This window comes from Pseudophaeobacter sp. C1-32P7 (assembly GCF_041008775.1).
Classification (GTDB): domain Bacteria; phylum Pseudomonadota; class Alphaproteobacteria; order Rhodobacterales; family Rhodobacteraceae; genus Phycobacter; species Phycobacter gallaeciensis_A.
Genome location: NZ_JAXGFR010000039.1, coordinates 1 through 12001 on the forward strand (window position 1 = coordinate 1; position 12001 = coordinate 12001).

Annotated in this window: 12 protein-coding genes and 1 pseudogene; 4 read left to right on the forward strand and 9 right to left on the reverse strand. The window is 59.4% G+C overall.

Features of this window, described 5'->3' with window-relative positions; genetic code table 11:
• From SM763_RS23160 to SM763_RS23175, 4 genes are all read left to right on the forward strand, one after another.
• A partial coding sequence (locus tag SM763_RS23160; protein ID WP_368999907.1) for a type IV secretory system conjugative DNA transfer family protein occupies window positions 1–1763 on the forward strand: 1763 nt, incomplete at its 5' end.
• A gap of 211 nt (window positions 1764–1974) precedes the next feature.
• Window positions 1975–2454 (forward strand): DUF6932 family protein, encoded by a 480-nt coding sequence (locus SM763_RS23165; RefSeq protein ID WP_148380036.1) that lies wholly within the window; start codon window positions 1975–1977, stop codon window positions 2452–2454.
• Complete coding sequence (locus SM763_RS23170; protein ID WP_148380037.1) at window positions 2451–3728, forward strand: XRE family transcriptional regulator; 1278 nt, start codon at window positions 2451–2453, stop codon at window positions 3726–3728. Before SM763_RS23165 ends, SM763_RS23170 begins: the two co-directional genes overlap by 4 nt.
• Window positions 3715–4800 carry a beta family protein gene (locus SM763_RS23175; RefSeq protein WP_148380038.1) on the forward strand — a complete coding sequence of 362 codons (1086 nt, stop codon included), beginning with the start codon at window positions 3715–3717 and terminating at the stop codon, window positions 4798–4800. Before SM763_RS23170 ends, SM763_RS23175 begins: the two co-directional genes overlap by 14 nt.
• Here the strand turns inward: SM763_RS23175 and SM763_RS23180 are convergent.
• From SM763_RS23180 to SM763_RS23220, 9 genes and pseudogenes are all read right to left on the reverse strand, one after another.
• Window positions 4754–5350 carry a sce7726 family protein gene (locus tag SM763_RS23180; RefSeq protein WP_368999908.1) on the reverse strand — a complete coding sequence of 199 codons (597 nt, stop codon included), beginning with the start codon at window positions 5348–5350 and terminating at the stop codon, window positions 4754–4756. The genes SM763_RS23175 and SM763_RS23180 overlap by 47 nt on opposite strands.
• A gap of 292 nt (window positions 5351–5642) precedes the next feature.
• Complete coding sequence (locus SM763_RS23185; RefSeq protein ID WP_148380039.1) at window positions 5643–6656, reverse strand: TrbL/VirB6 family protein; 1014 nt, start codon at window positions 6654–6656, stop codon at window positions 5643–5645.
• Window positions 6656–7075: a hypothetical protein gene (locus SM763_RS23190; RefSeq protein WP_148380040.1), complete on the reverse strand. Its 420-nt coding sequence runs from the start codon at window positions 7073–7075 to the stop codon at window positions 6656–6658. Before SM763_RS23190 ends, SM763_RS23185 begins: the two co-directional genes overlap by 1 nt.
• 16 nt (window positions 7076–7091) lie before the next feature.
• A complete protein-coding gene (locus SM763_RS23195) occupies window positions 7092–8126 on the reverse strand; it encodes an ATPase, T2SS/T4P/T4SS family (RefSeq protein ID WP_148380041.1) in 1035 nt (344 codons plus the stop codon).
• Between the two features lies 1 nt (window position 8127).
• On the reverse strand, window positions 8128–9453 hold the full coding sequence (locus tag SM763_RS23200; RefSeq protein WP_368999909.1) for a TrbI/VirB10 family protein: 1326 nt from the start codon (window positions 9451–9453) through the stop codon (window positions 8128–8130).
• Window positions 9450–10151, reverse strand: a complete 702-nt coding sequence (locus SM763_RS23205; protein ID WP_368999910.1) for a TrbG/VirB9 family P-type conjugative transfer protein — start codon at window positions 10149–10151, stop codon at window positions 9450–9452. Before SM763_RS23205 ends, SM763_RS23200 begins: the two co-directional genes overlap by 4 nt.
• A complete protein-coding gene (locus SM763_RS23210; RefSeq protein ID WP_368999911.1) occupies window positions 10148–10795 on the reverse strand; it encodes a VirB8 family type IV secretion system protein in 648 nt (215 codons plus the stop codon). The genes SM763_RS23205 and SM763_RS23210 overlap by 4 nt, the downstream gene beginning before the upstream one ends.
• Window positions 10796–10809: 14 nt before the next feature.
• A complete protein-coding gene (locus tag SM763_RS23215) occupies window positions 10810–11607 on the reverse strand; it encodes a type IV secretion system protein (protein WP_028095516.1) in 798 nt (265 codons plus the stop codon).
• A pseudogene (locus SM763_RS23220) lies at window positions 11604–12001 on the reverse strand (lytic transglycosylase domain-containing protein); the annotation flags it as partial. The gene SM763_RS23215 and the pseudogene SM763_RS23220, both read right to left, overlap by 4 nt.

Sequence of the window (12001 nt, forward strand, 5' to 3'; positions counted from 1 at the left end):
GGGTGAACCTCATCCTGGGCGGCTTCGGCCTGGCATCGCTGATGCTGAGCGTCACGCTTCTGGGGGATGCATTGACCCGCTTCGGGACGACGCATTGGCAGACTCGCAGCGAGATGAAGAGTAACGGTTTCTTTGCCAAGCCCGGCGGCGGCTTCCTTCTGGGCAAGCTCGGCTCCCCGAATTCCAAGCGCCCGTTCCTTGTCTCAAAAACCTTCCCCCACGCGCTGATCGTGGCGCCTACAGGCCGGGGCAAGGGCGTGGGGTTCGTGATCCCGAACCTTCTGACCTACAAGGGCTCGGCCGTGGTGCTCGACGTGAAAGGCGAGAACTTCCGCGAGACCTCGCGCTTCCGCGCCATCATGGGGGACAAGGTTTTCCGCTTCGCGCCGACCGACTGGGACCGACCGACACATCGCTATAATCCGCTGGCGCGCATTGCTGCCATGACCAACCCCGACCGGCAGCAGATGGAGCTGAAACTCACCGCGAAGCTCTTCCTGCAGACCGACAATGAAAAGCTGAGCGGGCTTTTGGCCGGGGGTATCGACCTCTTCGTGGCGGCCGGCCTTCTGGCCTTCGAGCGCGGCGTGCCGACCATCGGCGAGATCTATCGCATCACAGCCTCGGGGGGCGACAAGCAGAAGGAATACCTGAAGCGTTCACAGGAGGTGAAGAACAAGTCGGCCAAACTGATCTTCGAGCGTATGGCATCGACCAACAACGACACCCTCACTTCCTACCTCTCCCTCCTGATGACATCGGGACTCGACACTTGGGACAACCGCGCGATCGACGCGGCCACCGCGACCTCTGACTTCTCATTCCGGGATATCCGCCGCCGCCCACATGCGATCTATCTTGTGGTCGAATCCGAGATGATCCGACCGCTTGCCCCGCTGATCCGTCTCTTTTTCTCGGACCTGATCGCTTCGCTGCAAGCACAGGAACCTGGCGATGACGAACCTTGGCCGGTCATGATCATGCTCGACGAGTTCGACCGGCTCGGGAAGATGCCGATCGTCGCCGAGAGCATCAAGACGCTGCGCTCGTTCGGCGGCAACCTCGCGATCGTGACCCAGACCATCCCCGCGCTCGATGAGATCTATGGCGAAAACACCCGCCGGTCGCTGCAGGGTGGCGCCGGGGTGAAGCTCTACCTCACTCCGTCCGAGCAGAAGACCATCGAAGAGTTGAGCCAGGCCGTGGGCAAGACAACCAAGCGCGTGGTGACCCGCTCCCGCGCTGTTGGACGCAATCCGTTTGAGGGGCGCAGCGTTTCGGAGAGGACAGAAGATACCCCGCTTCTGACAGAGGATGAGGCCCGGCGCATGGACCTCGACGAGGTCATCCTTGTGATCGACGCGCAGATGCCCATCCGCGCAAGAAGGGTGAAGTATTTCGAGGATCCGGTGTTAAAGGTTCTGCACGCCGGTCAATCGGGAAGCTTCCCATATCCGGACGAGGACGGCCTTCGGCGGGACCGACAGATGTCCGAGACTCGCGAGACAGTGGAGAAGCTGAAGCAGGAGCTGCAGGAGGTGCGTGCGGCAAATGTCGCGCGGGACGAAGGCTCGAATGCGCCGAAGACTAATCCTGTCAGTTTAGCGAAGGCTCGCGGTCGCGCAGCCCGCGCAGCTGCGAGTGGCGGTGGCCAAGGTCAGTTGTCGCTTGATATCGAGGGATTGGGGATCAGGGATGCAAACCGGACGGCACTGGAAACCGCCGTTCAGACGACTAGAGCGATTCTTGCGGAGCATGTGTGATTACTGCGTAATGGGTACTCGGTTGAATTCTAGGGTCGTCCAGGAGCGAGCTTTCGTCGATGTCTGCTTCGGGTGAGGCACTGAGTGATCCGCAGATGGCGGTATTTAGGGTGTTTGTTTCGTTACCTGAGCAAGGCCCGCGTTTCCGCTTCTCTCAGATCAATGCAGAACAAGCTTGCAAATTTTATATTACAACAATATTGTTGTAAGTATGATCCCAAAACTTATACCATTGCCCGGTTCGCCTTGGCCTGTGCTGCCTCCGGGAATTCATATGGCCGATCTTAGCGATGTGTCGGCGGCGTTCGCGACGAATCCTTGGCGGCGCGAACTGCACGATGGACTTGTCGATGCGTGCGGCAGGTTGCGGCGGGCAGGGTGTCCGACCGTCTATCTCGATGGTAGTTTTATTTCAGGAAAGCCAAAGCCGGGTGATTTCGACGCCTGCTGGGATCCTAATGGCGTCGATCCAGCGAAGCTTGATGGCGTATTTCTGAGATTTGAGAACGGTCGTGCCGCTCAGAAAGCCGCATTCAAAGGTGAGTTCTTTCCGTCTTCGATGTTGTGTTCTGATGTCGGAGCCACGTTTGTCGAATTTTTTCAGCAGGACCGTTTTACGGGGAAACAAAAGGGGATCATCGCAATTTCGCTTACGGCCGATCCACTTCTTTCTGGAAAGGTGCAGCCATGATCTACAGTGATAAACAGTACAACGTAGCGAGCGCACAACTGGATAAATTGAAAGGCGCTTTGGCTGCCGCGAAGGCGCGCGAGACCGACCAAGCATGGCTTAAGCAGGCGGAGATCGCCGCTATAAACAGTCAGATCGCCGAAATCGGGGCAGAGCTTGCCGAATACGACCTTCTTAAATCCGGTCAAGTCTCGTTCTCGAAAACATACGCACTTGAAGAATTGCCGCGCGTACTTGTGCAGGCGCGCATCGCTTCCGGCATGAACCAGACTGACCTTGCCGAGAAGCTTGGCATGAAGCCTCAACAGGTTCAGCGTTACGAAGCAACCGACTACATGGGGGCTAGCCTTGGGCGGCTGATCGAGATTTCGAAGGCGCTCGGCGTTAAGGCGTCAGGTAGTTTCGAGGGGCCGAAGCAGGCTGGCGGTTCGGTGTTCGTATGGGCCGATGCCGACGATATCGTTTGGGGCCAGCTTCCTTACAAGGAGATGATCAAGCGCAAGTGGTTTGACCTGCCGCGCGGTGCAAACCCCGTCGAGCGGGTAAAAGAGTATTTTCTGCAGTCGGCTGGCCCACAATTTGCCACAGCTCTTCACCGCAAGAAGATGCACAGTGGCAATGCGCCCAACGAGTACGCTCTACTTGCTTGGCAGGCGCGCGTTCTGGAGAGAGCACGCAGAAAGATCGAAGCGCAAGAGATCGGCCACTTCGAAGTCGATGATCGGTGGATGCCGCAACTGGTGGACCTCACCAAGCGCAAGGACGGACCGAAGCGCGCTCGTGATTTGTTGGCCAGCAAGGGAATCGTTTTGATTGTTGAGCGGCACCTTCCGGGGTCATATCTCGACGGCGCTGCCATGCTAGCAGACGGTGACACGCCGGTCGTTGCACTCACCCTTCGGCATGATCGCCTCGACAACTTCTGGTTCGTACTACTGCACGAACTCGGTCACGTCTTCTTGCATCTTTTCGACGGCCTGCGCTTTGACTTCTTCGACGAAGAGGGTGGTAGCGACGGCGATGCGATCGAGGCGGAGGCCGACAAATTTGCACTCGATACTCTGATACCTGGTGATCTGTGGGATCAGTGTCTTTCGCGTTTCGCTTTGTCCGACGAGGCCGTGGAAATTGATGCGGAGACCATCGGTATAGATCCGAGCATCATCGCGGGGCGGATCAGGAAGGAGCGCGGCAACTACACGATTCTGAACGATCTGATTGGTCTAGGTCAGGTACGCTCGCAGCTTGAGGAGGCTGGCGATGATCTTGACTGAAGATATGTATGTACCGGCGCTGCGTTGGCGGCAAGGCGAGTATCAGGCGCTTACTCGTCTTGCCACCGCAGCCAAGGATCGTGTCGTGCCTTACATCACCATTCCCGAAGTAGAGTACGATTTTGAAGCAAGGCAGCCGAAGAAGTCGGTCCACCAGCATGTGCATCCTTTCGCCGCCCGCTTCAATGCCAAGTGGGGCCGGAGGCCTGCTTGGGTGAGCCTCCATCCCGGCATCGCAAATGAGCGGATGGATGATGGGCGAGATATTCCCGCCTACGTGTTTGAGGCTCTTCGTACGACCCAAGCGAATGCGATACCGTCCGTTCCACTTGATGCGACGGCAGCCATCATCACGTCTGTTCGGACAATAGCTGCGACAGACGGCCTTGGGTCTGCGATCTCTGTCCGACTGGAGGACTTGATGAAGCCTAATGTGCGCGCACGCACTGAGGCGTTGGCAGCGTCTCTCTGTCAATCTCTCGACGAAATTGACCTCGTCATTGACCTGGGATCGCCGAACTACGAGCCCTATGCTGCTTTCGCAGGTGCGTTGATTGCGGCCATGCGCAGACTGGGCGACCTAGACGCCTTCCGGAACTTCATGATGATCGGCACGGCAATTCCTGAGACTTTCAAGGACGTTGCCAAGGGGGCAGACCAATTGCCCCGCCATGATTGGCTCTTCTATCAGGCACTGCTTGGGAAGATCCCTGCGGGAATGCGTCGGCCCAACTACGGTGACTACACGATTGTTCATCCTGATTTCAAAGCCTTGGATATGCGAATGATCAAGGCGGCGGGCAAACTCGTTTACACGACAGCGGGAGATTGGGAAGTTCGCAAGGGAGGAGCATTTAATGATAATCGCTCCCAGATGCATGATCATTGTGCGTCGATCGTGGCGTGTGGCAAGTTCGCCGGTGCCGGCTACTCAATTGGCGACGACTACATTGCGAAGTGTGCGGCACATCTGGAGGGCCCAAGCAATCAGACTCGCTGGAAGGAGGTGGCGATCAATCACCACATCACGCGTGTTCTGGACGACCTCTCCAGCTTTCTCGCCGCGCCATGAATGAGCGAATTGAAGCAGTGATCTCTCGAACGGTCATCGCTTCGCACAGCATCTCGTAGAGTTGCTTTCTCGGCCGCCGGAGTTCCTTAGGGACGTATCCGGCCTTGTTTAGCAGTTCTATGACCTCATCTCGCCAGAGGAGATGCGCCATCATGACGGGATCGATCTCGGGGTTGGTGGCCGCATTTCGGAACACCTGAAAATTGATACCGCCTCTTGGTCCCTGCTGTGCGGCGATAACACCGCACCAATCGGGTGCGTCGGCGACGATGTTTTCAATATGCTTGGGTGCGGCAACAATCGTGAGCTTTTGTAGCGTTTGGCGGTAGATTTCGATCTGTGAACCGAGCCGGTCGAGATTATCCTTGGCGCTCTTGATCTCGTAGCCATGAATGCAGCCGTTGATGACTGCCACGTCCACTCGGCTTTTCGCATGTGCGAGGCCCAGTTCATCTATCACCAATGTATCTGGGTGTGCTTTGTACTTCCGCAGCCGTTTCGCGTGCAGCGCCTGCCGAATATCTGAATCTTTGGTCAAGGCTGCTGGCATCTCTCGCTTCGTCCTCCCTTCCGCTCTTCTGCCGAAATTCGTGTCCATGGCCAAGCAAAATTCGCGCCTTCTGCGGATTCCACGACGCATTTGTTCGTTAGAATGTGATTTTCATCAAAAATATCAATGCAGTAATCGTTGAGACTTAACTGGTCGTTCAGTGGCCCCATGGTCGGCCATGGGGCGATAGACGATCCTCCTAGATCGTCTTGGAGCCCTTGGTTAAGCACTCGAAGAGCGATAGAAATTTTGACAGATTGGCTGAAAGGTTACGAGTTCTTGTCCCCACACGCTAGCCGACTAAGCGTTTCGCGCGTTCCGCCATTCTGACGACCTGTGTAGCGGCTGCCCGCACGGCCGCTGGACTCTGCACAACACCTCGCCCAATCACTTCTCCAGTATTTAGTGCCCCGATCCGTGACCTCCCTTTGACGCCAGCTGTGTTGAAGAGCCCGCGCATGACCCCGGTTGTTCCAGCGACAACGGCGGGCGCCGCCGCCACCATGAGGTTCCCCGAGATACCACGCACGATCAGGGGCGTTGCTGCCACAAATCCCTTCGCCAGGAAAATCATGACGAAGAACGGCACCAGTGATCCGATGTTGGTTGCCGAGTTCGGATCACCGAGTTGGGCGAGCAGAGAATTCGCCATGCCGACGACGGTCGAGAACATAGCTGCGATGACGATGGGGTAGAAGGCATAGCTGACCGTCGTCGAGACCCACCTATGGAAGAAGTCCTTGGTCGCGTCGAAGAGCGACAGTGCGATCATGATCGGAGCAAGACCAAGCATGAGTGTCAGCATCATCTTGGCGAATATGAGGACGATGCCGGTCATGAAGCCAAGGAGGCTCAAAAGAATAAGCCCGATGCCGCCTAGGATCGCGCCCGTCATCCAGTTCAGGTTGCTGCCGATGGCATTCAGGTACTGGCTGAATTTTTCGATCAGGATGTCGAATTCGCCGGCAAAGTGTGTGGCTCCGGCTCCGCCGCCGCCAACCGAAGACACCAGTGCGCCAGCGACGTAGTCCAAGCCTCCAATGACTGCGTTTGCTACTGCATTGAAGTTTGCCCAATTGAAGGCGAACAGACCGATAAGGGTCAGCTTGATCAGGTACCAGAAGAAGTTGGCCCCATCCATGCTGCGGAACTGGAATGCCATGTTGATGCAGACGCCGATTAGCGAAAGCGTGACCATCAGCAGGACGATCGTGCCGGTATTGCTTGCCACGGCCCCGAACTGGGACTCAGCGGCATCGACAAGGAACGCGTCTGCCGTTCCGACCATCCAGCTGACGACGCCCATTACCAGTTGCCTTGAGCTTCGCAGATTGTACGCACGCTCGGCTCGAGTTGCTTCCTTACTTCAATCCAGTCGCGGCGAAACGCTGAATGCTCGGCTTGGCTAAGGCCTGCATACCTTTCATGATATTCGCCATCGGAGCTATCCCAAGCGGGAAAGCGGGTTTCACAGCTGCAGTCGCCAGATTCAGCGATCTCCTCCCAGGCCCGAATTTCGTACAACTCCATCAAAGCTGCTGCCTTGTAAGCTTCCCGCGGATTGATTTCGTCCATCCAGGTCGGGCGCGCCGGACGATCGTTGCAGATCCGGTATTGTTGAGGCGACATATCGACCGTGAGATCGTTTGAGATCGGAGGCGAAGTCTGCGCCGCAAGGGGGCCCGCCAAGGCGGCAAGCATGAGTGCGAGAATTGGTTTTCGCATCTGGGGGGTTCCTTTCTTACTCAGCGGCAACGGAGGGGCTCTTGTTGCCTCTGCCGTCGACCGTGTCGAGGTTCAAATCTGTGGTTTGGCCCGGGAGAAAGAACTCGGTGATCCCGCGCGTGCCTTCATGGCGGCCTGCCTGAATGATCACGTCGATCGAGCCCTCAATATAATCGATCATGTCGGCGTAGGTCATTGGCACATCGGTTTTCAGGGCGGCGATGGCGAGGCGGCGAACAGCAAGTTGTGGAGTCTCGGCATGGAGCGTAGTCAGCGATCCACCGTGGCCGGTATTGATTGCCTCGAGAAACGTCATCGCCTCGCGCCCGCGGACTTCGCCCAGGACGATCCGGTCGGGTCGCATGCGAAGCGTTGAGGCCAAGAGCACATCTGCACTGCGGGCATCCGTGTCCCGGTCCACGATCAACGTCACGGCATTGGGCTGCTCGGGGCGCAGCTCGGCCGCCTCCTCGATGGTGATGATCCGCTCTTCGGGCGGGATGAGCGAAAGGATCTTGCGCGCCGCGACCGTCTTGCCGGTCGATGTACCGCCCGAAACGATCATGTTGAGCTTGTTCTCGACGCAGAAGCGCAGCGCGGCGTCGATGTCGCCGGAGGCAACCACATCGCGCAGCGCGGCGTTTCGTTCGCGCCGCAGACCTTCGAGGCTGCGCTCCTTTCCATAGAGGAAGCCGAGCCGGATTGCCTCCAGCGGCAGGGAGGAGAAGAAGCGCAACGATATTGAAAACCCGCCCTCGACTGCCGGTGGCTGGATCACCTGCGCGCGGATCGGGCGATCTCGATATAGGATCGAGACCGAGACAATGGGCTTCTTCGTGCTGAGCGTCGTCGAGGCGGCCGAGGCGATCTGGTTGCCGAGGTCCTTGATCTCGGTCTGGCTCAGCGGGCTGCCGAGACCTCGCATGAAGTGATCGCCCTGGAATTCGCCCCAGACTTGTCCGTCGGGATTGATGCAGATCTCGATCGTGTCGTCGCGCAGGACCTCGGGGCCGAAACGGTCGAGCGACGCTTCCAGATAACTTGCAGCCATGTCAGAAAATCTCGAGGTCACGATCAACCATGACCGTGATCCGTGTACCCTGATCGACATGTATCACTGGCCGGATCGCCAGATAGTCCTGCATCACGCTTTGCGTGCTATCGCGCAGATCCGTGCCGACATCGCTCGCAACATCGGCCGCCGCCTCGCTGTCGATTTGACCCGCTGCAGCCGCAGGCAAGGCGCCGATCAATGAGATCAGCGCGGCGGAGCCGAAGCGTTGCGCGAAACGGGTGTCGACAAACCCGGTGGTGCCAGTACGGCCGAGTTCGTCTCCACCGAAGGCGCTGATCTGCACGGTCTGATTGTCGGGCAAGATGATCCGGTCCCATGCCACCATGACGCGCGATTGGGCAAGTGCGACATCGGAGCGATAGCGCCCGATCAGCCGCGCGCCGCGCGGGATCAGAATACGCGTTCCATCGAAAGAATGGACGTCTTCCGAGACGGTGGCGCGGATCGCGCCGGGCAGTGTGCTGTCGAGGGCCGTCTCGGTCACAGCCTGAATCATGGTGCCCTGAACAACCGTGTTCGATGGGTTCGCGATCACTTCGGCACGGGTCACCTGTGCAGGTTGTGCGCCCGAACGAACAAAGGCTTCGTCTGCATTCAGACGCGCGGCTTCCAGCGCATTCTCCCCATCCGCTCCCGCGCCCATCCCGGAGAACGCGATCATAGGAGACGCGATACGCTCTGCGCGGGCCTCAGCTTCAGCAGCGCGCCGCCTTTCGAGTTCGGCCAGCCGCAATTCTTCTTCACTTGGTCCCAATGAGGTCGGCTCTGGTGGTGCAAGCCGTGCAAGTTCCAAGTCCATGCGGAGCTGATCCAATTCGCGATCCCGCTCGGTCAGCTGCCGCTCGAGGGCACGCTGCGCCTCGGCGGATGCTTCCTGTAAGGTGGCAATTTGCGCCGTCAGGTCCGCAATAGCTTGCTCCGCCCCGCTGTCCGCGGCCTCGGCCGGTCTTGCGCGCAGGTCCTCGAGTTCCGCTCTCAATGTCGCAAGACTTTCCATCAGTGCGAGTTCCGACTCGCTCGGACCTGTGTCCGCAGGCGGGGCTTGGCTGGGCTGCGGGGCAGAAATCGGCGCCAGATCTCCGAATCCGGGGCCGCTGCTCTGGAACTCCTCCGGCGCGGCGGTCGCCATTGGTGCTTCTGCTGACGGCTGCAGGGCAGCCCATGCCAGACCGCCTGCTGCCGCGATGCCGACGACCCCAAGTATCGCGGCAAGCGGCGCAGGCCGCTTGCTTGCCTTCGCTTTGCCTGTCGAGCCTTCGAGAGCCGCGAGGCGCGCGGCGAGGTCTTCCGTACCTTCGGTCATGATGTGGCCTGTCCTGCGTCCTGGACGCAAACCACCACTTCGCCAAGGCGAAGGACCCATTGTCGGTTGACGCCGGACACGCGGATGACGCCGTCACTCAAAGCTTGGCTGTTCACCGCGCGTTCCCTGCCGTTCGAATATCGGAAGATGGCGGGCACCGGCGCATTCCGTGCAAACCGGAAATACGTGAAGGTACCATCATCCCAGATGGCCGTCGGCGTGAACTCTTCTCGGGCGCTGACCGCATAGTTCGCGTTCGGCGCATCGGCCGCAACCGCCCTGGTGGGTTGCACGCGGTTTTCAGGATAGCGGAACTGCACGACATAATGCGGCGTCTCCCGGGCTTCGACGACATGGAAGTAGTAGGAGCGGCGGTTGGTGTAGACGGTGATGTTGGTGGCGACGCCAGATGCTGTCGGCTTGATGGCGAAGGCACGGCCACCCGGGACACCGTCGAACTGGAAGCCCACCGTATCGCCCGCGATGATCGAGCGGATGGTCTCGCCCTCGCCGAATTCGACTGTGGTGACGCGGGTCAGGGTCGTGACGACACGGTAAACTTGGCCTTCAGTCCAGGTCGCGACGCGCACGCGATTGTCATGAGAACCTGGACGGGGCGTAGTTTCGGCAAAAGCAGCCGCTCCCGCGAACGCGAGAATACTGGCGGCCAGCAGCGCAGAGATTGGAGTGCGAGTCATTCAGAACGGTCCGATCGGATGGCATATTGGGTGACGGTGAATCCGAAAGGGTTTTGCCAGACATCGTCGATCGCGCGGGTCCGCTCTGGCCGGAATTCGTACATCAACGTGGCAGTGAACGATCCATCCTGTACCCCTTGCGGGCTTGTCAGGCGCTTTCTGAGCCGCACCTGGGCGCGGTTATCGCCAATAAGGGTGATCGATGCGATCTCAACGGCCATCTCGGCCGCAGCTCCGTAACGCGTCGGCGGATAGCTCTCCTGACCCGATGTCCACATCGCGCGCATGTTGGCCTCGGCCGACCCGGAAGACTGTGCGAGGACACGGCGGACACGAAGATCGTTGTCGAGCTGGTTGTAGGTCTCGCGGTCGAGAATGTAGCGGTAGATTTGCGCTTCGATCACGGCAGGCCGTTCGGCGAGCGACACGGTTTCAACCGTGGCATTGGGGAGCGCCATCCCGGTCGCGGGATCGTAGGGGACAACCACAGGAGGCGGCGTCTCGACCATCAGCGCGACAGCCGCAGCCGTCAAACAGCCGAATACGCCAAAGCCTGCCCCGGAAATGCCGATCATCCGCCAAAGCTGTTCCCGGCGCAGAGCACCGTAGACAAGTTCCTCTTCCACGAGTTCGCGCGCAGTCATCACCCCTGCCCCACTCATGGCTCAAGATCCGGCAAGGTGAAGTCCATGTAGCGGCGTTCTTCGGCAACGGTGGCGGCATCAACCACGCCTGCATTGCCTGCGCCGAGGGTTTGGATCGCTTCCAACTCCCACATCCGGGTCATGGCGATGGCGAGTTCCGCCGTGACGCGCGTGTTATGATCCATCGAGGCTTTGAGATCCTCCATGTCCGGGATCATCTCGACCAGACGTTCCACTCGTTCGAGAGACTGTTCCGCCTCTGCGTGGCTGTTCTGCGCCGCCGCCGACATCACAGCACCTGTGGTTGCCCGGGTGGCCACGCCTTCAGCTCCCGGATTGCCGCTGGTGGCGATTTCGCGGAGAGAATCTTCGTCGAACCCTGCACTTGCCAGCGCCTGTTCCATCTGCGTGCGCATGGGCCCGGCATTGGGCCCGATGAGCGCGCTCCAATCGCCCGCTTGGATGCCTCGGATCAGGCCGGGGATGTCTTCGAAGTTGGCCTCAAGCAAGGTGTCGAGGTCCCCGCCCATGGCAAGCCCGAGGATGCTGCGCGGCCCGGTGAGCGAGGCATACATCTCGTTCAGCTGATCGAGCTGGCTTTGCAGCATGTCCAGTTGCTCCAACGCATTGTCCAGAAGATCCGTCTGGATCCCGAAATCCTGCAGCATCTGCTGAAGCTGACGGATTTCCTGGGCAATGTTCTGAGTGTCCACCGTGGGCACACCCTGTGCCGCGACAGGTCCGGTGACATTGAGGGCAAGCGCGAGAGCGATGCTACCGGCGAAAAGGGAACGGGGCAGGCGCAGGTTCAACGCAAATCCTCCTGACTGAAATCCATGTATTGCCGCTCGGCAGCTTGCGCTGCCGCCAAGGCGATCTGCGCGGCGCTGAGTGGCTCGGTTCGGGCGGCCTTGATCCGGGTCCGGATTGCGACCAGCCGGGCCAGTTCGGCCCGGGCATAGGTGTTGAGCGCGATGGCCTCGTGGAGATCCTCGGTCTCACCAATGCGGGTGATGATGTCCTGAACCCGCAGGGCGGCGGCACGGACCGAGACCAGCGAATAGTCGCCATAGACCCCTGCGCCGTGGGCCGAGAGGCTGAAACTCGCGTTGGCGAGGAGCACAGGGTCGATGGTGCCGAGCGCATCGATGCCGCCCACGGCCGCGAGGTAGCTGTTGTACTGCTGCGGGATCACCACGACATAGT

Excerpts from the sequence above, each read along its gene's own strand:
- SM763_RS23165 (WP_148380036.1), top strand. The coding sequence starts at position 1,975 with ATGATCCCAAAACTTATACCATTGCCCGGTTCGCCTTGGCCTGTGCTG.
- SM763_RS23170 (WP_148380037.1), top strand. The coding sequence starts at position 2,451 with ATGATCTACAGTGATAAACAGTACAACGTAGCGAGCGCACAACTGGAT.
- SM763_RS23175 (WP_148380038.1), top strand. The coding sequence starts at position 3,715 with ATGATCTTGACTGAAGATATGTATGTACCGGCGCTGCGTTGGCGGCAA.
- SM763_RS23180 (WP_368999908.1), bottom strand. The coding sequence starts at position 5,350 with ATGCCAGCAGCCTTGACCAAAGATTCAGATATTCGGCAGGCGCTGCAC.
- SM763_RS23185 (WP_148380039.1), bottom strand. The coding sequence starts at position 6,656 with ATGGGCGTCGTCAGCTGGATGGTCGGAACGGCAGACGCGTTCCTTGTC.
- SM763_RS23190 (WP_148380040.1), bottom strand. The coding sequence starts at position 7,075 with ATGCGAAAACCAATTCTCGCACTCATGCTTGCCGCCTTGGCGGGCCCC.
- SM763_RS23195 (WP_148380041.1), bottom strand. The coding sequence starts at position 8,126 with ATGGCTGCAAGTTATCTGGAAGCGTCGCTCGACCGTTTCGGCCCCGAG.
- SM763_RS23200 (WP_368999909.1), bottom strand. The coding sequence starts at position 9,453 with ATGACCGAAGGTACGGAAGACCTCGCCGCGCGCCTCGCGGCTCTCGAA.
- SM763_RS23205 (WP_368999910.1), bottom strand. The coding sequence starts at position 10,151 with ATGACTCGCACTCCAATCTCTGCGCTGCTGGCCGCCAGTATTCTCGCG.
- SM763_RS23210 (WP_368999911.1), bottom strand. The coding sequence starts at position 10,795 with ATGACTGCGCGCGAACTCGTGGAAGAGGAACTTGTCTACGGTGCTCTG.